The following is a 24,112-nucleotide window of genomic DNA, read 5'->3' as shown; positions in this document are numbered from 1 at the left end:
TTCATCCCTCCACTATTCATCCTGTATATCAAGCAACTCAACATTTCCAATGGCATAAACTGATTCAACTTTTATTGAATACAGTAATATACCTTGCTTGTTGTAAAACAAATACGCACCTTCTTTAACATCAATTGAAGCAACATTATTGATAATGATTTTGTGATACTTACCAAGATTATTAATGAACCCAATACGGTACTTCATTTCATCCCTCCACAATTCATTTACTCTTTACCTTTTCAATCGACTCACATACTGCAATAACAGCAATGGCAATCCATGCTGACGATAAAGCATAAACATCACGCTCATACCCTAGTAGTTGAGCAAGTACATGGTTTATTGCGTTTCCTATTACATACAGCCATAACAATCTTTTTGCCATTCGTACACCACCTTTTAAGGCATAATAAAAAGCCGCAACTCGTAATGAGTGCGACTCGATTTTATACTGTTCTAATATCTCCTATAGAGAAACTGTTAAGTGCTAAATTTTCAGCACTTAAAATTTTCTTTCTTAATATCTGAGAACCTTCAGGTGTATCGTAATATTCAGGTTCATTTTCTAAATCCAATATCACGGTAGTTGTTTTCTCTCACTTAGTATTGTGTATTCAATTAAATACATCATTCTAACCTCCCAACTTAATGGAACATACTATCCTTGTTAGTTAAAAATTCTATTTCTTTATTATTCTTAAGTTCCAAAACCGATTTTTCGCTTTGGTTCTTCAGGATTTAATCGAGGCACAGCCATTAATAAAAAGCTGATTTGTGTAACATGTTGGATTAGTTCAATTTTGTTCCCATCTCCAGTCTTTCCGTAGAATGTAATCAAACTAGGATTATAATATCCAATATTTTCTACATGGAATTGGATTGTTTGTCCAAATGATACTAATCGCATACCAACTTCTTCAGTTTCAGATAGTTTATCATCGAAATCATTAATCATTTCAACTAACCTTTTATGAAATTCACTAGCTAAATTAGGATTAGTAAAATCAATATTCGGTGGTTTAAATATAGATTCAGGCTTTGGTAAATTCGATATTCCTAAATTATTCAAGTTCATACAAACATCTCCCTTCTTTTAGTACATAATAGTACAAAAGGGTCAAATTGTCATTATAAAAAGAGACTACCAATTTAGTAGTCTCAATTGCTTGTTTCCGACATACACGTACAAGCGAACGTGTTTATTTTGTAATGGAAATTTTGTACGCATTTCCGTGCGCTTTTTGATACTCCTATAATATCTCGATTTTTCAATAGGTTCTATAATTTAATTACAACTTAACATTACATTAAGTTAGGTTTGGAATAGTATTTACATATCGTTAGGAATTCTTTTTGACTTTTAACGTCATTCAGCAGGAAGGAAAAAAGCACCCATATTTGGGTGCCCTTTGAATGTTGTTTAGTTTTCATTAAACATTTAAGGTTGGATTGGACATGCCTTTCCAGGAACACATGTTGGAGGTTTAGAAGGATACCCTCCGCTGCTACCTCCTCCTTGATCGTTTGACGCGCTTGCGCCCGCACCAAATGATAAAGTTACAACTAGAAGAGTTGCTGTAGCCACTGACCATATTGTTTTTTTCTTTTTCATTAATACATTCACTCCTTCAACTGTTTTTTTATGTTACATTTACTATATTAGACATTATATGTAAAAAACCTTCAAGTTTTTTAAAAATTTTTTCAAGAGACAAATCTTTTACCCTACTAGAAATTGATTTCTACTTTATGAAAATTCCCTTTCTGCTTTTCTATCTCTTACTGAACATTTTCTTTCAAAGGGGCACGAAGCCCCTACAATCACCCATTTACACTTTCAGCATATTTATACTTAACCATTTTCATAATCTGTGCATGCTTGTTGTAAATGTAATTCGGACTTTTATCTAATTCATCTGCAATGGATATAAGTGTTTTGCCTTCCACATGATGTTTGTACAGGATTTGATTATCCAACCCTCTGAATGTATTAATCAGATTTTTCATTTCTTCTAGGTCATTCATTTTATGTGCTAACTCACGTTCAGCAGCCTCAATAATTTCTTCTAATTGAGCTCCATGGCTTTCTGAAGTTAATTTTACTTTTGTTAGATCGCCTTCCACCCAACGTTTCAATTCCTTCTTATTACGTTCTAAATTAAATTCGATGTCTGCAATCTCATCCTCTAATTTTTGATAGTTTTTTAACCACTCGTAATGCATGTGCAGCACCTACCTTGTTTGTTTATTTCTTCATTATTCTTTAACTACAATCCATAATTTTTATAATACCTATTTCTATATTTGGACCAAAGATCACCAATGCACTTGGAAACGGTGCATTATATTCAGCACCTACAAACTTTAATCTACCTCTTATAAAACGCACTTCTGCATATGGAAATATGACATCATGCCAAACTTTTGTTTCTGGCCTAGCTGGTATTAAACAGACAACTGTAGCCCCTTTTTGTGATTCCTCAAAGGCTTTTTGGATCCATTTGATTTGTTCACGACCATAAGGAGGATTCATCCAACAAACTTCATTCGACCAATCTTGTTCAAGACCATTCATTTCAGGGGTAAAGTATCTAGGATGTTTTGCGTTGTGAGGCAATGCACAGACATCAATAGTAAATTGAAATTCTTTATTTAAAGTATTGTATAAAGTATTTGGTGTTTCCCAGTCTTGTCTTACACTACTTAATAGTGCTGTTTGATTTTGCATTTTTCCACCTTCCTAACTGTTGGATCAGTAACATATTTGCAGTTCAATAGCTTCGAATAATCTTTTTCTAGATACTTCAACATAGTGCTCTTCTTTTTCAATTCCGATAAAATTTCTATTCAAATTTTGAGCTGCAACAAGTGTTGTTCCACTACCAGCACAATTGTCTAAAATTACATCCCCTTCATTGCTGTACGTTTTAATAAGGTACTCGCACAAAGCTAATGGTTTTTGAGTCGGATGAAGGTTCAATCTCTGTTTATCACTTGCGAATTGAAGAACACTTCTTGGATAACGATCCGTATTTCCTCCACCTGAAATTTCTTTAGAAACGTTGTTATAGATTTCTGTTTTATTTTGGACATCCAAATATTTCGTATAACTATTAACAGGTTTATGACCTTGTGTTTTTTGCGGATTATATACAGGCAACTTTTTATAGAAGACCAAAATGTTTTCATGTGCCTTTAATGGCATCTTCTTAGCATTTAGATGTCCAGTTGCTGCAGTCTTTTCCCAAATCCATTCATATCGTAATAATTGCAGATTACTTGCGCCCAAAACTTTATCGAAAGGAGCTTGACCGAATAATACAATTGCACCATTGTCTTTAATTATGCGCTCATAATGTTGCCAAAGCTGCTGCAGATCAATAGGTGTATCCCATTTACAATTAGTTGTCCCAAAAGGGTAAGTCACACAGGATCATATCAATCGTTTTATCATCAATCTCACTCATAATTTCTAAACAATCTCCGTGGTACACTTTGTTATGTTGCATGACATTTTCACCTCTATTCTTGCTGAACATTTTCTTTCTACTGCACCATATCCACACGCTTTTTCCTATCCTCAACATTTATAGATCGCTAGATTTCACAAATACACCATTAACCATTTTTCCTGTGCGCCCTTTTATTTCATCGTAGGCTGTATTTAAACACTCGTATAAGTCCATATCATTTTGTTGGGCCAATATAATGAGTGTTACAACCACATCACCAATCCCATCACACAAAGCATCCTTATCATTACGTGCTAGTGCTGCCGCAACTTCTCCCAATTCCTCTGTACATTTTAAAAAATGCTTGCTAGATTCAGCTTTATCTAATCCTTTTTCGATTGACCATTGTTCAACTTGTTTTATTAATTCATTCATTTCTGCATTTCCTCCAATTTAGATTTATTCAATTCAATTAGCTTTTCTATATAAACAATTGCCTTTTCTAAATCTCGAACGTTATAGCCGTTCTTTTTCCCGTATCGAGTTAAATATTTAATCGCATTGATTCTGTGAAAACCGATACATTCATCTAAGTTGAAATTTTCATCAGCAAATGCCCAAACATCAATCTTGCCTTCATGGTAGTGATCTGAATCTGGTCTGTTTTTCATAACTTGATTCATCATGCCTCGGCTCCCTTTCGTCTAATTGGTTTAGTTACAATTCCGTTTGCCATTTTCCACTTTGAAATAGTACAAGGAATAACATTGCACATCTCTGCAATTTCTTTATCAGTAAAGCCTTTATCCTTCATTGAAAGGTATTCGGATTTAGTCATTTTGAATTTTCTTCTATCAACTGGCTTAGAGTCTTTTCTTTTACTTACTAATCGCAACAACTTTTGGCCAAGCATTGCAATTCGTTTACAGTTAGGACAATTATGAATTTCAATTGCTGTCTCACAACTACATTTTTGCTGTAACGCATCAATTTTCTTTAAGATCTCAATACGCTTTTGTTGCATTTCGGACTTCTTCATAAGGCCCAAACCTCCTTCGTTTCCCATCCCTCGCGCTTATATTTTTGAACCCATTTATGCTTATAAGGCATGATTATACTGGCCTCGCATCCATCAACTATCATTGTCAATTCAATGTAACGCTTGTAAGGATTAGGCTCGGCTTTCCACAATCGCCCTTGTGGTTGTTTCAATTTCCCTGGCTGGATAATAGGTATACCATTCCGCAAGTTCATTTTTTAAAGCCTCCTGCTACCTGACTTGGTTTCAACATGATTACACGTTTAGGAAATCCATATTTCTTTTTCACTTCATCCCTAGTCATGTCATGTTCTAGTTTGCAATGTACTTTGGTAATTACTTGGCCGATATGATTACAGCCCTCTACTGGACACTTTAAGAGTTCATTTCCTTTTGAACTCCAAGAGGAATTTGCCATTTTCTCCACCTTCTTCGCAGTTTTTGGGTATAAAAAATAGGGCCTCAAAAAACAGGCCCTCTATTCAGTTTTTATTTAGTCTCACCAGGTTCCTGATCGACTTCATCCATACTCATTTGACCATCAGGCGCATCGGTATTTTCAGGCTTCTTACCTTCCATCACTTCTTTTGGTGTGCCATATTGATAAGTTAAATCGACTAGGAAGTATTGGCCGTACTTGTTGTATTTCTCGCTGATTTTATTCATGATAAGCGCTTCATTTTCTTTCGCTTCTGTTACAATTTCCTCTGCTTCTTCGCGAGTATCTGCATACCATTGTTCTTTTTGGTTAAGTTGTTTTTTCATTGTTTGTTCTCCTTTTCATCTTTGCGTTTTTTTCGTGCTTCTTTTAGATCTTCATGTGTAATCCAACCACCATCGATTTTCGAATAGGTTAAGAGAATCAATTCGAATGGATACCGATATTCAAATAGTTTTTTCTTAATGTTGAAATCTTTTGTTGGCTGTCCTTTAATATCGATTACTTCTATTCGCCCATCTGGGTAATGTACTTCAAAATCAGCTCTATAAATGATTGGCCTTACTTTCACACCGTTTTTTGTGTAGCCATCAAATATCGTGTAATTCTTTTGCATGATGAATTCGGATATTATCCCTTTGTTCTGCAAATCTATTAAATGATCGTAATAATCTCGCTCCATTTTGCTATCAAACTTAATCCCATCATGTTCAACCTTTTTGTTGTTGTACTTATTACGTTTTTCTTTAACAGGTTCAATGTGAATAATGTGTTTAATAGTGTTAATGGTATGTCTAGCTTTAATTCGTGCTTTCACTTGATCTTCTGCATCAACATGTATTTCTTTATTTCCAGGTACTTTTTTATCGATGTACCTTACTAAAAACTTTTTCATAAGCTACACCTCGTTAGAATGGAAGATCATCTTCATCTACTTCAATCGGGCCTTTGCTATTTGCAAATGGATCTTCATCTGCCCTTGTGTAATTTGGCTGTGTGTTTTGAGGCGTTTTAAAGCCTCCTGTGGCGTTTTGAGGGCTTGCCCCTCTATTTGTATCAGAACGCACGTTCGAACCGTTCTGTGAGCTTTCTGGACCGTTTTTATGCTCTAAGAATTGAACGCTGTCGGCTACAACGTCAGTAGTGTACACACGCTTGCCATCCTGTCCCTCATAACTTCCTGTTTGTATACGGCCTTCAACGCCTATTAAATTACCTTTTCGCTGAAAGTTTGCTAGATTCTCGGCCTGTTTCCTCCAAGCCACACAACTAATGAAGTCTGCTTCTTGTTCTCCGTCCTGCCCTTTGAATGTTCGATTAACGGCAACTGTGAAGCGACATGACGCAATGCCATTTGGTGTGTATCGTAATTCAGGATCTTTTGTAAGGCGGCCAACTAATACAGTGCGATTAATCATGTTGTTCCTCCAATCCTTTCAATGCGATATTATGAATTTTCTCGTATGCTGGGTTCATATCGATTAAACCTTTTGTGATCTCTATAATTTCTTTAAGCGCTGCTTGTTGTTTCATCAGCGTTTCATTTGTTTGTTCAGACATTCGCCTCTATCCTTTCGTGAAAATCATTGCTGTAGCTGGAAAGACTAATGTTTCATCTTTCACCTGGCGTAATGATTTATTTTTTTGTTGTTCAGGAAACCAAAAACTCATATCCATTTTGTTTGATATGTCGAATATCTTTATCGGGATTCTTCCCAACTCTGCATAGACATGTCCTTTCGCTGATTCTTCGTTTTGAGCAAAAATGATAATGTGGTGTCTATTACCAAGTGGAACCGAATAAGTCTTGATCGTTTGCAAATTCAATTCATTCCGTTCTCTCATTTGCTTCACTTCTTCATGGTTTACTAGATTCCAGTTGATATTGTTGGCAAAGTCAGTTCCCTTTACGACATTGTTTTTTATGAGCCAATAGATTGAGTAAGCTAGTAGTTCATCATCACACTTGATTGCTTCAAGTAGTAACTCATTAAACGTCACTCACTACACCTGTCCATCTGTTGAATTTAGAATTTACTGTTCCGACTTCCCCTTCACGATTTTTAGCTAAGATAATTTCTAGCGAATCATCTTCATCATTTTTCGTGTAATAGGCATCACGATAAAGGAAAACTACAACGTCAGCGTCTTCCTCAATACTTCCTGATTCACGTAAATCTGAAAGCATCGGACGTTTGTCAGGGCGCTTTTCTACACTTCGCGATAATTGGGCCAGCGAGATAACAGGACAATTAAATTCTTTTGCTATTGCTTTTAATGCCTTTGATATTTCCGAAATCGATAAGTGCATGCTTTTTGATTCATCTGATGGCTTTATAAGCGTTAGGTAATCGATGAAAATGATTAGTTGCTTATCAGGATTCTGATTCCGTACTTTCCTGATCTTCATTCGCATTTCTGAAATTGTTTGTCCACTCTTATCAAAAATTTCAACGTTTGTTTTAGCAACCTGGGCAATTACTTTCATCCATGACTCTTTTTGGCCCTCTGTTAATCGCTCATATAAATTTTTCATTTTGTTACGGTTATAGTTACCTGTCGATGCAATCAAACGGTCTCTTAATTTGACTGCAGACATTTCTAAACTAAAGACAATTGGTAAACAACCTTGCCAACCTGCTTGCTTCACACAATGCAACATAAAATCTGTTTTACCCATCGATGGCCTTGCAGCTACAATAATTAAATCTGTATTCTGCCAGCCGTTTGTTGCGGTCTGCAATGCCTCTAAGCCTGTGTGGATTCCCTTTGTACCTTTTGTTGGCTTCCAGGGATCTTCTGCAACCTGCATCACTAACTCGTTAATGCGGTTATGATCGTCTGTATTGTTGGATACCAGGCTGTTTAATTCATTTGTGATCTTTTCAAGAGGCCAGTTTTCATGTCTTGCTACTTCCAAGATGTTTTGTTTTTCACGCTCACGCCATTTGTCTAGCAAGATTTCAACGTAACTATCAAACTTTTCTTCATTTGCGAGATTTTGAATTTTATTAAGCTTTCCAGCTCCACCAAATTCTTCGGGATTGCCTTGTGTCAACATAGTGATTAAGTCAACAACCTGACCTTTAGCGTTCAACTCTTTCATAGCCTGTAATACATTGCGATTCTCTGCATATTGAAAATAGTTTGGCTTTAAATCTGTATCTGTCAGTAAGTGAGGGAATTTTAGCAGCGTTCCCAACACGGCTTCTTCTGTAAGCATTAACCTTCACCTCTCGATAAATCAGCATTAATTGGCTTGTACATTGTTGTTTGTACTGTGCCTTGATTTTGTAATGGTGTTGTTTGAACAAACTTGCTTTGCTCATTTAAGTATCCTTCGAATTTTGTTCCGAATAATGTTTCAGGTCGTAGATACACGGACATTTTAGGATCTGCTAACCATTGAGCTGTTTTAATATCAATCACTTGTTTGAAATCATCTAAAGTGAATTTCTCTTTAAACCTAGCTTTAATTAACGTCTGTGTTTTCTGTGATGTATGTTTGAATTTCTTATTAGCTTTTTGGTTGAGATAATCGATAATTTCTTTGTAAGGAATTGAGTCGGGTTTGTTGCCCGACAATATATATTCTTTATCTATATCTTTATCTATATCTGTTGCGTGACGTCCCGTGACTGTCACGTGACATTCTTCTGCCATTTCAATTAGCTCATGATTCCTTGTTTTTTCGCGCTGTCTCTGCTTTCGCAAGCGATTTTGTTCACGTATTCTTTGCATACCATCAGCATTTTGGTGCTTCTCCCAGTTGCTAATTAGAACTACTTCTTGATCGTTTACTTCTAACATTTTGTAACGCTGCAGTATTTGAATGGCATACCTAACTTTTTCTAATGGCCTGTTAAAAATGATTGCCATTTCCTCGATATTCATTGGGATATTTTCACTAAGCATGATATAGCCGTTATAGTTTGCCTTACCTGCATAAGTGAGTAGCTTTATCCAAATGATTAGGATCATGTCACCTTCGGGCATTCGTTCAATAAGTTTGATTTTCTCATTATCGAACATGTCAGTTTTAATTTTTATCCAAGTAATGTCTGCCATCTTGGTATCACCTACTTCAAAAGAAACTCTATTTCAAATGTATTGTTCAGTTGCTTTGTAGCTCGGCAGTATTCGCATACTTCACACCGTTTTGGCTCTTTGTTACCTGTCTTAGCTTCAACAATGTTTGGCAAATGCTCTTTAACATATTCCAATTCAAATCCGAAACGGCTATCGTCAAAGTGCAAAATGGCTTTATCGGGTGGTGTTTCCTTTGTGACTGCCACAATGTAAGGATTGTAATAATAGCCAGTGTTTTGAAAGATTATTTCTCGATAAATAGCCATCTGTAGCACGTAATCAAAGGCTTCAACGAATGAAACATACTTGCCGTACTTGTCGCTCCAATAACGCTTGCTAAGGCTTTGAGTAGTCTTTAAATCGGTGAATGTTTTGCGACCATGATTGATAGCATCAACCTTGATTTTCCAAAGGACACCGAACAATTCACCTGTATAAATAACCTCTTTGTCACCTTCCAGGGCAAACATTGCAAATCGATCATTTTTTATTGCTTTAATCATGGAATCGGCTTGCTTGAAATCAGCGTATTTTCCACCTCGCGTATTGAAAATTACGCCTCTGTTTTCCTCAACAAATTCGTCAAAAACTTGATCGCTTTCAAATGCTGAATGCGTATAAGAACCGACTGTTAATGTAAGGGATGAAGCACGTTCATACTGGCCTTTTAGCTCTGCAATCACACTAGCTTCACACTCTACAGCACTCTTGAATTGTGATACTGACATGTAGTGCTGATTGGCTTCGTTTGAGTGGTAATTATCCTTGTTCAGCTGGAACGGTGTCTGCATCTGACTTCACCTCACCTTGTTCCTTGTTGAAGTCTGCAGCTAGTCCACTTGTTTGTTGCTTGCCAATGTCCTTATTGAACCAATCTTCAACAGTAGACATTTTGTCTTTTAATGAATTTCGAATACTTGTTAGTTGAACTAAATCAAATTCACTGAATGAGCTTGCAGCATAGCCGAAACGATCTTCTATCATTTCTTGTGTTACACCATATTTTTCTTTGAAATGATTTAGTGCTGCGCTTACTCGATCTTTAAGTGGTTTATCTGAATTTCCAGTTAGTGTTTGTCGGCATTGTTCGATTGCCATTTCTACAACATCACCTGGGATAACACTTAAAATACAAGCACGTACCCTACGCGCACCATCATTCGCCACTTTTTCATATATATCTCTCGGATCTGTTAATTGCTTTAATCCTTGTCGTGTTTTTAATGAATGCTTAACAGTGAATGTTTTTTCTTGTCGTACATTGGTTTCTAAATCCCAGCAATACGCTTTAGCAACAGATTCACCGTTTCGCTGTTCTAATTCCTGAATACCGTAGGAAAGGTTGCCCCAATTTTGAGCCAATACCTCGGCTAATCGAATAGATGGCCCTTCTACCTTTGTAGATCCACGGTTATATGTGTACATTGCTGTTTCAGCCAAAGAAGGACGTTTGCAAGCATCTAAAATTCGTTTTTCAGCTTCAAAGTAGTTACGTGGGAACTGTTTTGCTAAGAAGATCGCACCTTTGACTTCTTCCATTTCTCTCGAAACACTCGATTGAGCTAATACACTTTGTTGTTGATCTATATTTGATTGAACAGAATTAAACTGTGTTGTTAAGTCGTTTGTCATTTTTTACCCTCCTGTGGTAAACTACCAATATCCATAGTTTTTCTTTTGTACTTGTCATCGGTTGCAGCCTTTGACAAGATTTTTTTTGGTTCAATTTGGGCATTCTGTGCGTCTTCAATGTCTTGCCAGTAATCTGATTCACGGTCATAAACATCAGCGTGTGTGTGGCCTATACGCATGGAATCACCTACTTCAACTCGATTTCATCGATAAGTTTTTTAGCACCTTCAATACTTAGAACCAATTTGCCACCTAGTAGAACAAGATTGTCTTCTGATACTTCACCAGTAACAGCGCATGCCATATTAGGCTTGTACTCTCCTGACAAATCAACATCCTCTCGCATGTAGTTACCCCGTTTAATGATGTCTACAGCTTCCTGTAGCCCTTCTGCCAAAGTACCAACATTGTCATAACGCTCTTTAATTTCCGTAGGGAATGGCTTATCTGACTGAATGTAATCGTGTGCTAAATCATTTGAAATTTCCTCGTATTCAGCAATTCGTTTTTGAATTGAATTAACTATGCCTTCCACAATTAATTTTGCTTTCATCTTTATTCCTCCTTATATTTCCTTTCTGCTAAACTATTGGTAGAAAGGTGGTGGTAGACTTGAAAATGTTTTTAGGTATAGTATTCATTTTGTTCATGTATCTCAGAAGACCTATAAGGTTATTTTGGAAGAATATGCAATTAAATTACCTTATGAGCCTTTATAACACATATAAAGAAGCACAGACATATGAAGATAAAGTTAATGCTTTTGAGCAAATTGCTAGAAACAGACCCTTAAGTAATGATTTAGCCGGAAACTATAATTTTAGATTTCCAAGTTATAAAGATTTTGATGTCGAACATAAAATTGTTCAGAGTTATTTTAAATTGAATGAACTCTTTGATAGAAATTCGTTTTGGATGAAAAAGTATCTTTTAAATCCTAAATACTTCATAAAAGATATTTTTTATATACCAGTTTCTGTTTTAGGATTTTTATTAAATCGGCAATTCAATAAAATTCCTTCATTATTTCTTAGTTTTTTAGGTTGGATTGCAACTATTCTTATTTCTGCTTATGCAACAGAACTTAGGGTTTTTATTGACGAACTCATTCAGCAGTTTATTTGAATAATAAAAGTAGAACCAATAAATTTAGAACAGTTAATAAAATACGAATGTACTTATCTCTTAAAAGAATCGATTGCATTCCTTGTTCAATGACATTAAGTATTAATTTAATTTCCGCCTCACTTGTTATACCAGCAACTTGTGAGGATTTTTTATTCTTATTGTCTTCCACAATTCCAACCTCCAAATAGTTTGATAGATTTACTTCTGACGTGATGCTACTGCTTTAGCTAATACCTTAGCGATTAACGCAACTGGAACAGGGTTAATTCTCAATAGATTCACCTACATTCATCTGCGACCATCTGGCTGACCACATCGCAGTTGTTTTTGAAATTGCCTCAAGTAATTTTTCTGTTTTGCAATCATCACATTTTTCAGACCGCCATTGTAGATTGGTTGTTTTCATTTTGTAACTCCTCCTCCTTTCTTTGTCGTTCAGCTTCCTCTAAACGTCTTTTATAGATTCTTGGTGCGGATGTTTTCATGAAGAAAGCATGCATACGCTGTTGGGTTTCGATAGATGGAATGGTTTTCATAGTTATTACCTCCTTGACATTTTGGCACCAACTAAACATAAACCTCTTCAATTGTTTCCGTTTCGGAAACATTCAGAGTAAAAAAAATCGAAATATCCTCATGGTTCATACCAAATTTACTTGTAATCAACGAAAACTCATCTATATGAATTGGTAATTTTCCATTCTCTTTCTTTGAGTATGTTCCTTTCGAAACACCTATTACCTCTCCCATTTCTTGAACTGTAAAACCTCTAGCAATTCGCTCTGCTTTTAGTCTATTATGGTTGAACTTCATATTTTCACCTCCATCTTTTGTTAACCAAATAATAGCACTGTCGTTTCCATTCAGTCAACAAAAATATAATAATAGTATAAAAACAATACTTAATTCCTCCTATTGTTTCCTATCAGGAAACATGTTAATATATTTACAGGAGGTGAGAAACTTTGAAATCCATAGAAGTTGCTAAGAGAATAGAGAAAATAGCAGAAGAAAAAGGTATAAGTGGTGCAGAACTAGCTCGAAGAGTTGGAACAGATAGAAGCACCATTACCAGGTACTATAAAGGTACTCGAAAAATATCTATGGAAGAACTACCAAAATTCGCTGAAGTGTTAGAAGTGGATGTCATAGAGTTACTTTTTGGGTCTGAAATTAAAAATATTAGTACTATAAGTAATGAAAAAATTGCGATACCTGTTCTTGGAAAAATAGCTTGTGGTGAACCTATTTTAGCTAAAGAAAATATCGAAAGTTACATATACAAACCAGTAGATAGTTTACCTAGTGGAGAAATATTTGCATTACAAGCAAAGGGTGACAGTATGGAGCCCACTATACCAGATGGAGCCATTGTTCTTCTTCGTGCACAACCAGAAGTCGAAAATGGACAAATTGCAGCAGTTTTAGTGAATGGTGATGAAGAAGCTACATTAAAACGCATAAGAAAAGAGAATGGCTTTATATGGTTAGTTCCAGATAATCCTAAACATGAATTAAAACAAATTACAGAGGATTATCCCGCAAGAATTATTGGTAAAGCAATTAGTTATGAAAAGTTTTTGTAGTAATTCCAAAACGTTTTGAAATTAAAATGAAAGAGCAGACTCATCCGTCTGCTCTGTATTCATATTAGGAGTGATAATAATGAATTTAGTAGATATAACTGCTAAACAATCTAAAGATTCAATAGAACTTATAAAAGCTGGTCGTGATTGCACTTTAAAAATATATTTACTTAATAATGAATATAAAGTCATTCATGTAAATGATTCTCTACAAAATAGAGTAAGTGTATCTCATTTACTATTTAATGAGGTTCCTCAAGTGGTTATTAAATATTTAATTGAGGACTTTCTTGAAACTTATGTAGAAAATGTATATTTATTTACACTCGGGGATAGTCCAATCGTTCACATTCATCACCAAATACTCGATAAATATTTTTATTCAGAAGAAAATGCTCACGATGTAAATAAGGCTGAATAAGTAAACGAATGTAAAGTGGGAGGTATTTTACATGGCTGTAGGTATTTATATAAGGGTATCAACAGAAGAGCAAGCAAATGAAGGTTATTCTATTTCTGCTCAACGAGAACGTTTAAAGGCCTTCTGTACAGCTCAAAACTGGCTCGACTATAAATTTTATGTAGATGAAGGTATTTCTGGACGTGACACAAAAAGACCTCAATTAAAAAAGATGATGGAAGACATAAGAGCAGGACATATAAATGTGTTATTGGTTTATCGCTTGGACAGGCTAACACGATCCGTACGTGATTTACATCGAATTTTAGATGAATTAGAAAAGTACAATTGTACATTTCGTTCTGCTACTGAATTTTATGATACATCTACTGCAATGGGTAAAATGTTTATCACAATAATAGCTGCCATAGCAGAATGGGAAAGTGCCAATTTAGGAGAACGAGTTACAATGGGACAAGTTGAAAAAGCTCGTCAAGGTGAATGGGCAGCACAACCCCCTTATGGCTTTTATAAAGATGAAAATCATAAATTACAAATACATGAAGAAGAAATTAAAGCAGTCAAAATAATGGTTAAAAAGATACGAGAAGGTATGTCATTTAGACAGCTAGCCTTTTATATGGATTCCACAAAATACAAGCCTAAAAGAGGCTACAAATGGCATACACGTACATTATTAAATTTAATGCACAACCCTGCTTTATATGGTGCTATGTACTGGAAAGGGAAAGTCTACGAAAATACACACCAAGGAATAATGACGAAAGAGGAATATGATCAACTCCAAAAAATAATTTCTTCTCGTCAGAATTATAAAAGCAGAAATGTAACAAGTCATTTCGTTTATCAAACTAAATTAATATGCCCAGACTGTGGAAATCGATGTACATCAGAGCGCTATACATGGAAGAGGAAAACAGATAACGTTGTTGAAGTTAGAAACTCCTATAGATGTCAAGTTTGTGGTTTAAACGACCCTACAACAACTCCTTTTAGTGTCAGAGAAGTCAAGGTTGATGATGCTTTAATCGAATACATGAATAATTTTGTAATTGCACCTTCAATAGATGAGGAACCTAATACTGATAATGAACAGTTATTTGAGATAAAAAATGAAATAAGAAAAATAGAAAATCAACGAGAAAAATATCAAAGAGCATGGGCAAATGATTTAATTACTGATGATGAATTTAAAGTTCGAATGGATGAATCACGATTACGTTATGACTCATTACAAAAAGAATTGAAAAATATTGAAGGAGAAAAATATGATGTAGTTGATATAGAAAGATACAAAGAGATAGCTTTATCTTTCAACGAAAATTATATAAATTTAACACAAGAAGAAAAACGTACTTTTGTACAAACATTTATAGAAAGTGTTGCAATTGAAATAGTTGAACAAACAAAAGGTAAAGGTTATCGAAACCAGAAAATACGAATAGCAGATGTGAGATTTTATTAAACCCCAATCTGCTTATATTTATTCGTATTTACGTTAACTTCACTACGACAAAATGTTCCTGATTAAGCGAAGTCATATCAGGCATTAAATAGGCCGCTGCATCTTGTGGAGAGCGAATAGTAAATTTTTCATCATTATGCTTCTGAGCCAGACGTCTTCCAAGTTCAATGGCTGCTAATAATTGAATAGCTTTTACCTCTCCTATTCCTTTAATGGCCACCATTTCTTCGATGGTTGCGTGCTTCAGATGGTGTAGTCGTTCAAAAACATTTAAAACTCTATTGGCAAGAACTAGCACAGATTCTTCCTTTGTGCCTGTCCTTAACAAAATAGCAAGTAGCTCTTGGTTAGACAAACTTTCAGCCCCTTGCCGTAGTAGCCGTTCACGGGGACGATCCTCCATATTGACATCACGTATCATTAAAGTTGGTACTTCTAGCAAACATACTCACTCCTTCGCAAATTGGACTATTTGTAGCGCTACCAATTGCGAAAACAAAGCTGCAAGTGGTAGACCTACAACATTGTTATAATCTCCTTCAATTCGTTTAACTAATAATGTACCGATTGTTTGAATGCCATATCCACCAGCTTTATCAAATGGATCACCAGAATCTACATATGCTTCGATTAGTTTTTGTGTTAATTGGTGAAAAACAACTGTAGTTTCTTCCACAAAAACAGTTTCCTGACCACTTGGCTCAATAATGGCTACAGCCGTCATCACAACATGCTTATTGTCTGATAGACGTTGTAAGTGAGAAATAGCTTCCTCACGAGATTTTGGCTTATGTAGTAGCTCATTGTCGTACACTACGATTGTATCCGCGCCAATAATCGTGGCTTCTGATGCTTTTTTGGCTACATCGCGTGTCTTTAATAAAGCTACTCCTTTTACATAATCCTGCATGGTTTCTGCTCGTACACTTGTTTCTTCCACTTTACTTGTCATAACCTCAAATGGAAGAGCTAACATGCCAAGCAATTCCTTCCGTCTAGGTGAAGCAGAAGCAAGTATAAGCTTATGATTTGTTTTCAACATTATCTGACCATTCCTCCTTATCCTTATGATAGCGAAGAATGGGCTATTTGAAAATTTTTTAAAAATCAAGATAACGAGGATTTCGCTATGTTTTATGATTAAAATTTAACCTGTAGACACGTATTCTTCGATTGATAATGAGAAAAAACGTGCAAGCGGATGATATTAAGATCGTTGGAAATAGTAGAGGCTGCCGCACCAATAGATTGCCAATCCTCAGGTAATGTGGAATCTTTTTCTTTTTCCTTAAAATTTAATTTTGTGGCATTTTTATCTGCTAAAGCTGCAGGTATTTCCGCAAGTGTGGGCTCCTTACAACTTTCACCACTAACACTAAAGGCTTTTTTAAATGTTGCAGGTTCCTGTAAAAATTCAAGCTGACTTTCTTCAGTCACCATGCTTGTCCATACATAAAATTTCCCATCAACTTGAACAATTGCGCTCTCTTTTAACGCAGGGTACTCTGCAACGAATGAACTGGCACTCTCATAATTTGAGTAGACGCCTGCTTGGCTAGCAAAAAACATCGATGCATTCGATGTATTGCTTGTCTCACCGGCAGTTGGAATTGTCTCTGATTGTGATTGATTATTTGCCACTTCACTACCGTTTTTCTTTAATGGTAATTGCGTACTCGCTTGTAAAGCACCCAAAAAAATAGCTACCCCTAATAGACCAACAAATCCACCTATAATCATTGCTCGAAATATTTGTTTTTTCATCACATGATTGACAATTTTCATTCATCTTCACCTCATCCTTCCACCTATCTATCCTACGAGTAACTTTTTCAAACATACTATGATTCAATATGATATAAGTATATGTAGGTTATGAAGTGTAAATGCGAAATTATTGTTTTTTGATACATAACTAGGTTTGCTAGTATATATAAAAAAACTAGGACCCTCTCTCAAGAGCCCTAGTCTTTTCATTCTTTTAATCTATTACGGACAGCAGTTAATAAATATAACGAGCCAGATACAACCGTTCTTTGCTTGCTCTGTGATTGTGCCTGTAAAAAGGAGGCATAATCAACTAGGACGGTCTTTGAAGTTGCATTAGAAAGCTCTAGCATTTTTTGCGCAGTCATGGCACGTGGATTGTCCAAATCAACAAAATAAAAATCATCACTAACCTGCTCAAAAATTTGTAAAATCTGCTGAACATCTTTATCTGCTAGTATACCAATGACAAATGTGATCGGTTCACTAGGAAACTCATTCTTAATCGTTTCTACTAATTTTTCTGCACTTGCTGGATTATGAGCACCATCCAAAATAATAAAAGGCATTATTTCTTCAAAACGTCCTAAAATCGAGGCATTTTGCACCGCTTGTCTAATGGCTGAATGATTGATCGATACATTTAAAACAGAAGCCACTTCAAAAAACGCTGTGATAGCTAGTGCCATATTATTTGCCTGATGTCCACCTTTCATGGAACGTGTTAGGTTTGAAATTTGGCAATGTTGGGCTTCATTCGTATAGCATTCCCCATCAGGAGTGGCCATAATCGCAAAATGATGGCCTAATTCAAAAACAGCGGCTCTTTTGTCAGAAGCTTTATTATAAACAACACGCTTCGCTTCGTCTGGTAATTCACCAATAATGACCGGGCAATGTTGTTTAATAATCCCCGCTTTGTGATGGGCAATACTTTCAAGTGTATCCCCTAAAAACTTTGTATGTTCTAAAGCTATGCTCGGGATAATGGAAGCAATCGGTGTTACGACATTCGTGCTATCCAATAAACCACCCATACCCGCTTCAATCAACGCGATATCCACCTTCTTATTTACAAAATGTAAAAAGGCTACTACCGTTAAGAGCTCAAAATCTGTTAATTTTCCACTAAGTCCTGCTTGCTGCATTTGTTGAAATACTCGGTCCATTTCAGTAGCTGAAATAGCTTGACCATTTACTTGAATTTGATCATGAACATCAACTATACAAGGTGACATAAATTTACCCACTCGTAATCCATGTTTTTGAGCAATGGCCTCTAGGAAGGTTAATGTAGAGCCCTTCCCATTAGAGCCAGCTAAATGGACAACACGCAATGTTTGTTGCGGATTACCTACTAGAGACAAAGCTTGTTCAATGGCCTCTAGACCAGGTTTAATGACATCATCACTTTCGACTTGCCACTTCACTTTATAATGATCAAAGCTTGGTATCATTGTCCATCCCCCTGTAGCCATTGTCGAACTTCCGCTATAAAGTATAAAGAACCTGTAATCACCACAATATCTTCTTTATGTCTCTCATGTAAGACTGTTTGAACGGTATGTTGCCATTCTTGATGATGTCGTTTATTAGGATTTGTTGACAATATCGCTAAGCTTTCGGCATCCATCGCATTTGGTAAATTTATTTGTGTAAAAGCAATAGAAGTTGCAACGGCATCCATTAACGCAATGCTGTTGGCATGATCCTTATCTGCTAATGCAGCATAAATAAAGTGATATTTTTTTTGCGGATAGACTCCTTCTAGTGTTTTAATAAGGGCAGCTGTACCTTCGGAATTATGCGCCCCATCTAGAATTATATGATTAGGCCATTGTTCAAAGCGTCCTGCCCATTGCGCACGACGTAGACCGTGACGTATTGAATCGTCAGCAATGGTGATTGCTCCTTCCTCACGTAAGATGAGCATAGCCGTTATCGCAAGACTTGCATTACTAATTTGATGAGGGCCAGCCATTTTTAAGGATATATTTGACATCCTGAACTGTTCTCTTTCATATGTAAATTGCTGAAAGTCTGTATTTTGGGAAATAGAGGAAACCTTGAAATCTTGCCCTAAAATAAAGCACGGTGCATGTCGTTCTTCTGATGTAGCTTTTATGACAGCCAATGCCTCCTCATGCTCCACACCAACGACAACAGGTACGCCATCCTTGATAATTCCAGCTTTTTCGGCAGCAACCTTTGCAAATGTGTCACCTAAAAATGCTGTATGTTCAAGAGAGATTGTTGTAATGATGGCTAAAAGTGGTGTTACAACATTTGTTGCATCTAAACGTCCTCCAAGACCTGTTTCAATAAGCGCTAAATCTACTTCTCGATCGGCAAAATATTGGAACATTATTAATGTCACTACTTCAAAGAAGCTCGGAAAATCTCCATTGTATTGCTCTTCTATTATTTCGGCAACTTGATTGAAATAGTATAAAAATTGTTCATCAGAGATTTGTACGCCATTAATGGTTATACGTTCATTAACTCGCTCTAAATGCGGGGACGTAAATGCTCCTACTTTGTAACCTGCATGTTGTAGCATTTCTCTTAGTGCATTGACTGTTGAACCTTTGCCATTTGAACCGGCCACATGGATAACGCGTAGTTTGTCTTGTGGATTGTTCAAATGAGCTAGTACTTCCCGCATGAGTACAAGAGGCTGACGTTTATGATCAACTGCTTTTAAAGTAAAGATAAATTTTGTACATTCCTTCATTGTGTTAAACAATAGAAAACACTCCCTCTTACTGCAATACCTTTATTTTAGTACAAGTATCATTTAATAACATAGCTAAATGTCAAAACTCTAAAAAACACGCAGTGAGCGACTGCATGTTAGCACTCTCTTTTGTTTATGCATCTGGTGAGCATCTAGAAAAGCACCCATATTGTCTAAAATAATTTGACGTCATTATTTATCAGTGGAAGTTCTTTTTAGTATTGATATATAAATCCAAAGATTATTGTAAATAACACTATATGTTTTTCCTAAGCCGCACAAAAAAAGCAATGGATGACTTTCCTCATCCATTGCTTCTAGCTTACATATTTTTTAACTCTTCTAAACGTTTTAAAACAACGGCATGTTTACTTTCATAATCCGCTAATTTTTCACGCTCTGCATTCACTAATGCTTCAGGTGCTTTCGATACAAATTTCTCATTTGATAGCTTACCTGTAACAAGCTTCACTTCTTTTGCCCATTTCTCTAACTCTTTTTCAAGGCGAGCGATTTCTTCCTCTAGGTTAATAAGTCCAACAAGTGGTAAGAAAACTTGTGCTCCTGTCACAACTGCCGTCATTGATTGACCTGGCGCTTCTAAGCCTTCACCAATTGTTAGTGTATCAGGATTACAGAATTTTTCTAAATAAGCTTTATTCGCCTCAAGAACCGCCACTGTTGCAGCATCTTTTGCTGAAATAAATAACGGTACTTTTTTGCTCATTGGTGTGTTCACTTCCGCACGAATATTACGTACTGAACGTATAATATCCATTAGGAGCTTCATATTATCTGCTTCATCAGCAAAATGAAGGTCCTCACGTACTGTTGGCCATGCAGCCACAGTAATAGATTCACCATCATGCGGTAAGTGCTGCCAAATTTCCTCTGTAATGAATGGCATAAATGGATGTAATAGACGCATTGTTTGATCTAGAACGTAAGCTAAAATAGAACGAGTTGTCTTTTTAGCTGCTTCATCCTCACCGTAAAGTGGTAATTTCGCCATTTCAATGTACCAAGAACAGAAATCATCCCAAATGAAATTGTAAAGTTCACGGCCTACTTCTCCAAATTCATAGCGTTCTGCAAGAGAAGTTACACGTTCGATAGTCTCATTTAAGCGCGTTAAGATCCATTTGTCAGCAACGGATTTTTCACCTGTTAAGTCGATTTCATCAAATGTCATACCGTCCATATTCATAAGCGCAAAACGTGATGCATTCCAAATCTTATTAGCAAAGTTCCATACTGATTCTACTTTTTCGGTTGTATAGCGCAAATCTTGACCAGGTGATGAACCTGTTGCTAAGAAGTAACGTAATGAATCAGCACCATATTGTTCAATAACATCCATTGGATCAACACCATTGCCAAGTGATTTACTCATTTTACGTCCTTCGCCATCACGTACTAAGCCGTGAATTAATACATCTTGGAATGGCCGTTGACCTGTGAATTCTAAACCTTGGAAAATCATGCGAGATACCCAGAAGAAAATAATATCATAGCCCGTTACAAGTGTATTTGTTGGGTAATAGCGTTTATATTCTTCATTCGCTTCATCCGGCCAGCCCATTGTAGAAAACGGCCATAGTGCAGATGAGAACCAAGTATCTAGGACATCTTCATCCTGTGTCCAATTTTCTGCATCAGCTGGGGCTTCTTTCCCTACGTAGATTTCGCCTGTTTCATTATGATACCAAGCTGGGATTTGATGACCCCACCATAATTGACGAGAGATACACCAATCACGAATATTTTCCATCCAGCGAGAATATGTGTTTTCAAAACGAGCTGGTACGAAGTTTACTTTCCCTTCTGCGTCCTTTTGTAGTTCAAGGGAAGCATCAGCAAGTGGCTGCATTTTAACGAACCATTGTGCTGAAAGATATGGCTCAACAACAGCACCTGAACGTTCCGAGTGTCCTACTGAATGCATATGCTCTTCAATTCGGATTAGCACGCCTGCTTCTTGTAAATCAGCAACGATTTGCTTACGGCATTCGAAACGGTCCATTCCTTTATACTTACCAGCAAGATCGTTCATTGTGCCATCTTCATTCATGACAAGGATGCGCTCTAGATTGTGACGGTTACCTACTTCAAAGTCGTTTGGATCATGGGCAGGAGTCATTTTAACAACCCCAGTACCAAATTCCATGTCAACGTAATCGTCTGCAACAATTGGAATTTCGCGGCCTACAATCGGTAAAATAACCGTTTTACCAATTAAATGCTTATAGCGCTCATCATTCGGGTGAACTGCTACCCCAGAGTCACCTAGCATTGTTTCTGGACGTGTTGTGGCAACTTCCACATATCCTGAACCATCAGCTAAAGGATATTTCATATGGTAAAAGGCACCTTGCACATCCTGGTATATTACCTCGATATCTGACAATGCTGTTTTCGCTGCAGGGTCCCAGTTAATAATGCGTTCACCACGGTAAATTAAACCTTTTTCATATAATTGAACAAACACTGTTTTAACAGCATCTGAAAGACCACTATCTAATGTGAAACGTTCACGCGTATAGTCTAATCCAAGGCCAAGCTTTGCCCATTGATCGCGAATATGTCCAGCATATTCTTCTTTCCATTCCCATGTTTTTTCAAGGAATTTTTCACGACCTAAATCATAACGTGTAATATTATCTTCACGCAGTTTCGATTCTACTTTAGCTTGAGTGGCAATACCTGCATGGTCCATACCTGGTAGCCATAGTGCATCGTAGCCTTGCATTCGTTTCATACGAATAAGAATATCTTGTAATGTTGTATCCCAAGCGTGACCAAGGTGTAATTTTCCTGTTACATTTGGTGGTGGAATAACGATTGAATAGGGTTTTTTCCCGCTTTCAGGCTGTGCCTCGAAAAATTTCCCTTGCAACCACCATTCATAGCGACCTGCTTCTATGGACTGCGGGTCATATTTTGTTGGCATTGAAATGTTTTCTGTCATATTGACTCCTCCTAATGTCTGTAGAATGTTGGTAAAATAACGCTGTTCATTTTTTTACCCAACAAAAAAACTCCTCTCGTCAAAAAGGACGAAGGAGTTTTAGTTCGCGGTACCACCTTTAATTCCAGCAGTAGATAAGATAAATGTAAATAAATCACATTTTCTCAGCCTAAATTACTGGCTCTTAATTCGGTAACGGTGTTTAACCGGCTTTAACTACTATTAGTTCACTAAAGCTGCTCAAGGGCTACCTTCAATTACGTACAAATAGAAACTTCTCAGCAACCGTTTCCTCTCTGAAAATGTAAATATAATTTACTCTTCCCCATCATAGCATCTGTATTTGATTTTCCTTATTGTACCGCAGAAACGTGTCATTTTTCAAGTGATTTAGTCATCTTTTAGTAAGAGTAAAGTAAATAGAAAGGAAGTGAGTATTCAAATGCGACGACGCAAGTATAACCCTTGGCTTTTACCACCTTGGCTACGGCAGGTTCGTTTTTATTGTAGAACTATTATCGTACCCATTTGTGCTTTTCAATTTATCCGTGTCATTATTGTGCCAACATCAGGTGATCTAATCTTCTTATTGCTCCTGCTACTTCTCTGCTATTTACTTTTGAAAGACATCATTTGAAACACGGACTTTAAGCGGTGTATATTCTTCTGTAAGGTCCCAAATCATGGAAGGCACTTCATGCCAGGAGCTAGATTCACGCACAACAATATGACTGGAGGATTCCCTCATCACTGCTTTTTGATCTACTGTTGTCACTTTCTCTTGGCGTGAAGCTGCTGCTACGGCTTGGGGTTGTTCTATATGCATACTTTCTTCAATCGTAGCAATGGCCTTTTCTTGCTCGAAGGCTTGAACAGAGAGGTGTTGACTGTCTAACATATCCTTTTCAACAATGGGCTCATATTCATTAAAAATACTTGTTACTGTCCACTCAAGCTGACACATTTGATTTGTTAGACTAGGACGAATATCTTTGACCATTAAATCTTTAAGATCCGATTCTTTTGGTAAATCCACATGTAAAGGTACAGCATACTCAAAATAACCAGTATCGCCTTGGATATCAAGGGCATCAATTGTAATTAGTTCTTCATCGTCTGTAAATGCTTCCATATCTTGAAAATCAAAGCGAACGTGAGCGGTGATGTGGTAGATGCCCATAAGTCGAAGTGAATCCTCTAACTGCATTGCCTGCCACTGAGGCTTAATTTGCACTGCTGCTATTTCAGTTGGGCAGCCGTATCCAGGAAAACAAAATGTTTCGCGCATATTCCATGTTTTTTGTTCGATAATAATCCCTCCCTTTGCATCATATGACAATTGGGAGGGTAGTATGCTAGAATGCTTCAAGTTACATACAACGAAAG

General features: G+C 36.6%; 36 protein-coding genes, 1 pseudogene and 1 other annotated feature. Of the genes and pseudogenes, 4 read left to right on the top strand and 33 right to left on the bottom strand.

What is annotated here, in order from left to right; translation table 11 throughout:
* Positions 1 to 12 precede the first annotated feature (12 nt).
* The 22 genes from ABC382_RS22635 to ABC382_RS22530 form a co-directional block, all read right to left on the bottom strand.
* A complete protein-coding gene (locus ABC382_RS22635) occupies positions 13 to 207 on the bottom strand; it encodes a hypothetical protein (protein ID WP_412927157.1) in 195 nt (64 codons plus the stop codon).
* Positions 208 to 223: 16 nt separating this feature from the next.
* On the bottom strand, positions 224 to 388 hold the full coding sequence (locus ABC382_RS22630) for a hypothetical protein (RefSeq protein WP_412927155.1): 165 nt from the start codon (positions 386 to 388) through the stop codon (positions 224 to 226).
* A gap of 312 nt (positions 389 to 700) precedes the next feature.
* On the bottom strand, positions 701 to 1,078 hold the full coding sequence (locus ABC382_RS22625; protein ID WP_412927154.1) for a DUF6173 family protein: 378 nt from the start codon (positions 1,076 to 1,078) through the stop codon (positions 701 to 703).
* A 746-nt stretch (positions 1,079 to 1,824) separates the two neighbouring features.
* Positions 1,825 to 2,226, bottom strand: coding sequence for a hypothetical protein (locus ABC382_RS22620; RefSeq protein WP_412927153.1), 402 nt, complete (start codon positions 2,224 to 2,226; stop codon positions 1,825 to 1,827).
* Between the two features lie 40 nt (positions 2,227 to 2,266).
* Positions 2,267 to 2,731 carry a DNA N-6-adenine-methyltransferase gene (locus ABC382_RS22615; protein ID WP_412927151.1) on the bottom strand — a complete coding sequence of 155 codons (465 nt, stop codon included), beginning with the start codon at positions 2,729 to 2,731 and terminating at the stop codon, positions 2,267 to 2,269.
* A 24-nt stretch (positions 2,732 to 2,755) separates the two neighbouring features.
* The gene (locus ABC382_RS22610; protein ID WP_412927150.1) at positions 2,756 to 3,430 is read right to left on the bottom strand and encodes a DNA-methyltransferase; all 675 of its coding nucleotides are present in this window, start codon (positions 3,428 to 3,430) and stop codon (positions 2,756 to 2,758) included.
* Between the two features lie 160 nt (positions 3,431 to 3,590).
* Complete coding sequence (locus tag ABC382_RS22605; RefSeq protein WP_412927149.1) at positions 3,591 to 3,890, bottom strand: MazG-like family protein; 300 nt, start codon at positions 3,888 to 3,890, stop codon at positions 3,591 to 3,593.
* The gene (locus ABC382_RS22600) at positions 3,887 to 4,141 is read right to left on the bottom strand and encodes a DUF3310 domain-containing protein (RefSeq protein ID WP_412927148.1); all 255 of its coding nucleotides are present in this window, start codon (positions 4,139 to 4,141) and stop codon (positions 3,887 to 3,889) included. The genes ABC382_RS22605 and ABC382_RS22600 overlap by 4 nt, the downstream gene beginning before the upstream one ends.
* Positions 4,138 to 4,494, bottom strand: a complete 357-nt coding sequence (locus ABC382_RS22595; protein WP_412927147.1) for a hypothetical protein — start codon at positions 4,492 to 4,494, stop codon at positions 4,138 to 4,140. Before ABC382_RS22595 ends, ABC382_RS22600 begins: the two co-directional genes overlap by 4 nt.
* Positions 4,491 to 4,709, bottom strand: coding sequence for a hypothetical protein (locus ABC382_RS22590; protein WP_412927146.1), 219 nt, complete (start codon positions 4,707 to 4,709; stop codon positions 4,491 to 4,493). Before ABC382_RS22590 ends, ABC382_RS22595 begins: the two co-directional genes overlap by 4 nt.
* Positions 4,706 to 4,912 carry a hypothetical protein gene (locus tag ABC382_RS22585; protein WP_412927145.1) on the bottom strand — a complete coding sequence of 69 codons (207 nt, stop codon included), beginning with the start codon at positions 4,910 to 4,912 and terminating at the stop codon, positions 4,706 to 4,708. Before ABC382_RS22585 ends, ABC382_RS22590 begins: the two co-directional genes overlap by 4 nt.
* A gap of 71 nt (positions 4,913 to 4,983) precedes the next feature.
* Positions 4,984 to 5,259, bottom strand: coding sequence for a hypothetical protein (locus ABC382_RS22580; RefSeq protein ID WP_412927144.1), 276 nt, complete (start codon positions 5,257 to 5,259; stop codon positions 4,984 to 4,986).
* Positions 5,256 to 5,828 (bottom strand): DUF1064 domain-containing protein, encoded by a 573-nt coding sequence (locus ABC382_RS22575; RefSeq protein WP_412927143.1) that lies wholly within the window; start codon positions 5,826 to 5,828, stop codon positions 5,256 to 5,258. Before ABC382_RS22575 ends, ABC382_RS22580 begins: the two co-directional genes overlap by 4 nt.
* 13 nt (positions 5,829 to 5,841) lie before the next feature.
* Positions 5,842 to 6,351 carry a single-stranded DNA-binding protein gene (gene ssb / locus ABC382_RS22570; protein WP_412927142.1) on the bottom strand — a complete coding sequence of 170 codons (510 nt, stop codon included), beginning with the start codon at positions 6,349 to 6,351 and terminating at the stop codon, positions 5,842 to 5,844.
* Positions 6,344 to 6,493, bottom strand: coding sequence for a hypothetical protein (locus ABC382_RS22565; RefSeq protein WP_412927141.1), 150 nt, complete (start codon positions 6,491 to 6,493; stop codon positions 6,344 to 6,346). Before ABC382_RS22565 ends, ssb begins: the two co-directional genes overlap by 8 nt.
* Positions 6,494 to 6,499: 6 nt before the next feature.
* Entirely contained in the window at positions 6,500 to 6,934 is a 435-nt protein-coding gene (locus tag ABC382_RS22560) for a hypothetical protein (RefSeq protein WP_412927140.1), read from the bottom strand.
* Positions 6,924 to 8,156: a replicative DNA helicase gene (locus ABC382_RS22555; RefSeq protein WP_412927138.1), complete on the bottom strand. Its 1,233-nt coding sequence runs from the start codon at positions 8,154 to 8,156 to the stop codon at positions 6,924 to 6,926. The genes ABC382_RS22560 and ABC382_RS22555 overlap by 11 nt, the downstream gene beginning before the upstream one ends.
* A complete protein-coding gene (locus tag ABC382_RS22550; RefSeq protein WP_412927137.1) occupies positions 8,156 to 9,001 on the bottom strand; it encodes a phage replisome organizer N-terminal domain-containing protein in 846 nt (281 codons plus the stop codon). Before ABC382_RS22550 ends, ABC382_RS22555 begins: the two co-directional genes overlap by 1 nt.
* 11 nt (positions 9,002 to 9,012) lie before the next feature.
* Positions 9,013 to 9,813, bottom strand: a complete 801-nt coding sequence (locus ABC382_RS22545) for a PD-(D/E)XK nuclease-like domain-containing protein (RefSeq protein WP_412927136.1) — start codon at positions 9,811 to 9,813, stop codon at positions 9,013 to 9,015.
* Positions 9,782 to 10,654, bottom strand: coding sequence for a hypothetical protein (locus ABC382_RS22540; protein ID WP_412927135.1), 873 nt, complete (start codon positions 10,652 to 10,654; stop codon positions 9,782 to 9,784). The genes ABC382_RS22545 and ABC382_RS22540 overlap by 32 nt, the downstream gene beginning before the upstream one ends.
* Entirely contained in the window at positions 10,651 to 10,833 is a 183-nt protein-coding gene (locus ABC382_RS22535; protein ID WP_412927134.1) for a hypothetical protein, read from the bottom strand. The genes ABC382_RS22540 and ABC382_RS22535 overlap by 4 nt, the downstream gene beginning before the upstream one ends.
* 8 nt (positions 10,834 to 10,841) lie before the next feature.
* The gene (locus tag ABC382_RS22530) at positions 10,842 to 11,207 is read right to left on the bottom strand and encodes a hypothetical protein (RefSeq protein WP_412927133.1); all 366 of its coding nucleotides are present in this window, start codon (positions 11,205 to 11,207) and stop codon (positions 10,842 to 10,844) included.
* 59 nt (positions 11,208 to 11,266) lie between these two features.
* On the opposite strand from ABC382_RS22530, the gene ABC382_RS22525 reads away from it, so the two are divergent.
* Complete coding sequence (locus ABC382_RS22525) at positions 11,267 to 11,779, top strand: hypothetical protein (RefSeq protein WP_412927132.1); 513 nt, start codon at positions 11,267 to 11,269, stop codon at positions 11,777 to 11,779.
* Here the strand turns inward: ABC382_RS22525 and ABC382_RS22520 are convergent.
* The 4 genes from ABC382_RS22520 to ABC382_RS22505 all read right to left on the bottom strand — a co-directional run bounded on the left by ABC382_RS22520 (position 11,772) and on the right by ABC382_RS22505 (position 12,595).
* Positions 11,772 to 11,951, bottom strand: a complete 180-nt coding sequence (locus tag ABC382_RS22520) for a hypothetical protein (RefSeq protein ID WP_412927131.1) — start codon at positions 11,949 to 11,951, stop codon at positions 11,772 to 11,774. The two genes, ABC382_RS22525 and ABC382_RS22520, sit on opposite strands and share 8 nt — an antisense overlap.
* Positions 11,952 to 12,044: 93 nt before the next feature.
* Positions 12,045 to 12,188 (bottom strand): hypothetical protein, encoded by a 144-nt coding sequence (locus ABC382_RS22515; protein ID WP_412927130.1) that lies wholly within the window; start codon positions 12,186 to 12,188, stop codon positions 12,045 to 12,047.
* On the bottom strand, positions 12,157 to 12,318 hold the full coding sequence (locus ABC382_RS22510) for a hypothetical protein (RefSeq protein ID WP_412927129.1): 162 nt from the start codon (positions 12,316 to 12,318) through the stop codon (positions 12,157 to 12,159). The genes ABC382_RS22515 and ABC382_RS22510 overlap by 32 nt, the downstream gene beginning before the upstream one ends.
* 31 nt (positions 12,319 to 12,349) lie before the next feature.
* The gene (locus ABC382_RS22505; protein WP_412927128.1) at positions 12,350 to 12,595 is read right to left on the bottom strand and encodes a helix-turn-helix domain-containing protein; all 246 of its coding nucleotides are present in this window, start codon (positions 12,593 to 12,595) and stop codon (positions 12,350 to 12,352) included.
* A gap of 152 nt (positions 12,596 to 12,747) precedes the next feature.
* Between ABC382_RS22505 and ABC382_RS22500 the strand changes: the two genes are divergently transcribed.
* The 3 genes from ABC382_RS22500 to ABC382_RS22490 all read left to right on the top strand — a co-directional run bounded on the left by ABC382_RS22500 (position 12,748) and on the right by ABC382_RS22490 (position 15,254).
* The gene (locus ABC382_RS22500) at positions 12,748 to 13,368 is read left to right on the top strand and encodes a LexA family protein (protein WP_412927127.1); all 621 of its coding nucleotides are present in this window, start codon (positions 12,748 to 12,750) and stop codon (positions 13,366 to 13,368) included.
* Between the two features lie 79 nt (positions 13,369 to 13,447).
* Complete coding sequence (locus ABC382_RS22495; protein ID WP_412927126.1) at positions 13,448 to 13,789, top strand: hypothetical protein; 342 nt, start codon at positions 13,448 to 13,450, stop codon at positions 13,787 to 13,789.
* A 31-nt stretch (positions 13,790 to 13,820) separates the two neighbouring features.
* Positions 13,821 to 15,254, top strand: coding sequence for a recombinase family protein (locus tag ABC382_RS22490; protein ID WP_412927125.1), 1,434 nt, complete (start codon positions 13,821 to 13,823; stop codon positions 15,252 to 15,254).
* A 34-nt stretch (positions 15,255 to 15,288) separates the two neighbouring features.
* On the opposite strand, the pseudogene ABC382_RS22485 reads toward ABC382_RS22490, so the two are convergent.
* The 7 genes and pseudogenes from ABC382_RS22485 to ABC382_RS22455 form a co-directional block, all read right to left on the bottom strand.
* Positions 15,289 to 15,675, bottom strand: a pseudogene (locus ABC382_RS22485) (UPF0758 domain-containing protein); the annotation flags it as partial.
* Between the two features lie 27 nt (positions 15,676 to 15,702).
* Entirely contained in the window at positions 15,703 to 16,296 is a 594-nt protein-coding gene (locus ABC382_RS22480) for a Maf family protein (protein ID WP_341386627.1), read from the bottom strand.
* 98 nt (positions 16,297 to 16,394) lie between these two features.
* Positions 16,395 to 17,039, bottom strand: a complete 645-nt coding sequence (locus ABC382_RS22475) for a hypothetical protein (RefSeq protein WP_412927124.1) — start codon at positions 17,037 to 17,039, stop codon at positions 16,395 to 16,397.
* Positions 17,040 to 17,227: 188 nt separating this feature from the next.
* Positions 17,228 to 18,478, bottom strand: coding sequence for a bifunctional folylpolyglutamate synthase/dihydrofolate synthase (locus ABC382_RS22470; RefSeq protein ID WP_412927123.1), 1,251 nt, complete (start codon positions 18,476 to 18,478; stop codon positions 17,228 to 17,230).
* Positions 18,475 to 19,755 (bottom strand): bifunctional folylpolyglutamate synthase/dihydrofolate synthase, encoded by a 1,281-nt coding sequence (locus tag ABC382_RS22465; RefSeq protein WP_319023464.1) that lies wholly within the window; start codon positions 19,753 to 19,755, stop codon positions 18,475 to 18,477. The genes ABC382_RS22470 and ABC382_RS22465 overlap by 4 nt, the downstream gene beginning before the upstream one ends.
* Before the next feature lie 325 nt (positions 19,756 to 20,080).
* A complete protein-coding gene (locus tag ABC382_RS22460; protein WP_412927122.1) occupies positions 20,081 to 22,726 on the bottom strand; it encodes a valine--tRNA ligase in 2,646 nt (881 codons plus the stop codon).
* 81 nt (positions 22,727 to 22,807) lie between these two features.
* Positions 22,808 to 23,067 (bottom strand) — a binding site (T-box leader).
* Positions 23,068 to 23,339: 272 nt separating this feature from the next.
* Positions 23,340 to 24,095, bottom strand: coding sequence for a valyl-tRNA synthetase (locus ABC382_RS22455; protein ID WP_312506764.1), 756 nt, complete (start codon positions 24,093 to 24,095; stop codon positions 23,340 to 23,342).
* Between the last annotated feature and the right edge of the window lie 17 nt (positions 24,096 to 24,112).

The sequence above is a fragment of the Lysinibacillus phoenicis genome (assembly GCF_047238325.1).
Lineage (GTDB): Bacteria > Bacillota > Bacilli > Bacillales_A > Planococcaceae > Lysinibacillus > Lysinibacillus irui.
This window is presented reverse-complemented; position numbering and strand designations above follow the sequence as displayed.

What these genes read in the sequence shown, in the direction of transcription:
- ABC382_RS22470 (WP_412927123.1), bottom strand. Translation starts at nt 18,478, where the DNA reads ATGATACCAAGCTTTGATCATTATAAAGTGAAGTGGCAAGTCGAAAGT.
- ABC382_RS22515 (WP_412927130.1), bottom strand. Translation starts at nt 12,188, where the DNA reads ATGAAAACAACCAATCTACAATGGCGGTCTGAAAAATGTGATGATTGC.
- ABC382_RS22585 (WP_412927145.1), bottom strand. Translation starts at nt 4,912, where the DNA reads ATGGCAAATTCCTCTTGGAGTTCAAAAGGAAATGAACTCTTAAAGTGT.
- ABC382_RS22460 (WP_412927122.1), bottom strand. Translation starts at nt 22,726, where the DNA reads ATGACAGAAAACATTTCAATGCCAACAAAATATGACCCGCAGTCCATA.
- ABC382_RS22505 (WP_412927128.1), bottom strand. Translation starts at nt 12,595, where the DNA reads ATGAAGTTCAACCATAATAGACTAAAAGCAGAGCGAATTGCTAGAGGT.
- ABC382_RS22575 (WP_412927143.1), bottom strand. Translation starts at nt 5,828, where the DNA reads ATGAAAAAGTTTTTAGTAAGGTACATCGATAAAAAAGTACCTGGAAAT.
- ABC382_RS22480 (WP_341386627.1), bottom strand. Translation starts at nt 16,296, where the DNA reads ATGTTGAAAACAAATCATAAGCTTATACTTGCTTCTGCTTCACCTAGA.
- ABC382_RS22535 (WP_412927134.1), bottom strand. Translation starts at nt 10,833, where the DNA reads ATGCGTATAGGCCACACACACGCTGATGTTTATGACCGTGAATCAGAT.
- ABC382_RS22605 (WP_412927149.1), bottom strand. Translation starts at nt 3,890, where the DNA reads ATGAATGAATTAATAAAACAAGTTGAACAATGGTCAATCGAAAAAGGA.
- ABC382_RS22615 (WP_412927151.1), bottom strand. Translation starts at nt 2,731, where the DNA reads ATGCAAAATCAAACAGCACTATTAAGTAGTGTAAGACAAGACTGGGAA.
- ABC382_RS22540 (WP_412927135.1), bottom strand. Translation starts at nt 10,654, where the DNA reads ATGACAAACGACTTAACAACACAGTTTAATTCTGTTCAATCAAATATA.
- ABC382_RS22495 (WP_412927126.1), top strand. Translation starts at nt 13,448, where the DNA reads ATGAATTTAGTAGATATAACTGCTAAACAATCTAAAGATTCAATAGAA.
- ABC382_RS22630 (WP_412927155.1), bottom strand. Translation starts at nt 388, where the DNA reads ATGGCAAAAAGATTGTTATGGCTGTATGTAATAGGAAACGCAATAAAC.
- ABC382_RS22590 (WP_412927146.1), bottom strand. Translation starts at nt 4,709, where the DNA reads ATGAACTTGCGGAATGGTATACCTATTATCCAGCCAGGGAAATTGAAA.
- ABC382_RS22595 (WP_412927147.1), bottom strand. Translation starts at nt 4,494, where the DNA reads ATGAAGAAGTCCGAAATGCAACAAAAGCGTATTGAGATCTTAAAGAAA.
- ABC382_RS22475 (WP_412927124.1), bottom strand. Translation starts at nt 17,039, where the DNA reads ATGAAAATTGTCAATCATGTGATGAAAAAACAAATATTTCGAGCAATG.
- ABC382_RS22580 (WP_412927144.1), bottom strand. Translation starts at nt 5,259, where the DNA reads ATGAAAAAACAACTTAACCAAAAAGAACAATGGTATGCAGATACTCGC.
- ABC382_RS22550 (WP_412927137.1), bottom strand. Translation starts at nt 9,001, where the DNA reads ATGGCAGACATTACTTGGATAAAAATTAAAACTGACATGTTCGATAAT.
- ABC382_RS22465 (WP_319023464.1), bottom strand. Translation starts at nt 19,755, where the DNA reads ATGAAGGAATGTACAAAATTTATCTTTACTTTAAAAGCAGTTGATCAT.
- ABC382_RS22600 (WP_412927148.1), bottom strand. Translation starts at nt 4,141, where the DNA reads ATGATGAATCAAGTTATGAAAAACAGACCAGATTCAGATCACTACCAT.
- ABC382_RS22555 (WP_412927138.1), bottom strand. Translation starts at nt 8,156, where the DNA reads ATGCTTACAGAAGAAGCCGTGTTGGGAACGCTGCTAAAATTCCCTCAC.
- ABC382_RS22625 (WP_412927154.1), bottom strand. Translation starts at nt 1,078, where the DNA reads ATGAACTTGAATAATTTAGGAATATCGAATTTACCAAAGCCTGAATCT.
- ABC382_RS22490 (WP_412927125.1), top strand. Translation starts at nt 13,821, where the DNA reads ATGGCTGTAGGTATTTATATAAGGGTATCAACAGAAGAGCAAGCAAAT.
- ABC382_RS22620 (WP_412927153.1), bottom strand. Translation starts at nt 2,226, where the DNA reads ATGCATTACGAGTGGTTAAAAAACTATCAAAAATTAGAGGATGAGATT.
- ABC382_RS22635 (WP_412927157.1), bottom strand. Translation starts at nt 207, where the DNA reads ATGAAGTACCGTATTGGGTTCATTAATAATCTTGGTAAGTATCACAAA.
- ABC382_RS22510 (WP_412927129.1), bottom strand. Translation starts at nt 12,318, where the DNA reads ATGAAAACCATTCCATCTATCGAAACCCAACAGCGTATGCATGCTTTC.
- ABC382_RS22530 (WP_412927133.1), bottom strand. Translation starts at nt 11,207, where the DNA reads ATGAAAGCAAAATTAATTGTGGAAGGCATAGTTAATTCAATTCAAAAA.
- ssb (WP_412927142.1), bottom strand. Translation starts at nt 6,351, where the DNA reads ATGATTAATCGCACTGTATTAGTTGGCCGCCTTACAAAAGATCCTGAA.
- ABC382_RS22545 (WP_412927136.1), bottom strand. Translation starts at nt 9,813, where the DNA reads ATGCAGACACCGTTCCAGCTGAACAAGGATAATTACCACTCAAACGAA.
- ABC382_RS22565 (WP_412927141.1), bottom strand. Translation starts at nt 6,493, where the DNA reads ATGTCTGAACAAACAAATGAAACGCTGATGAAACAACAAGCAGCGCTT.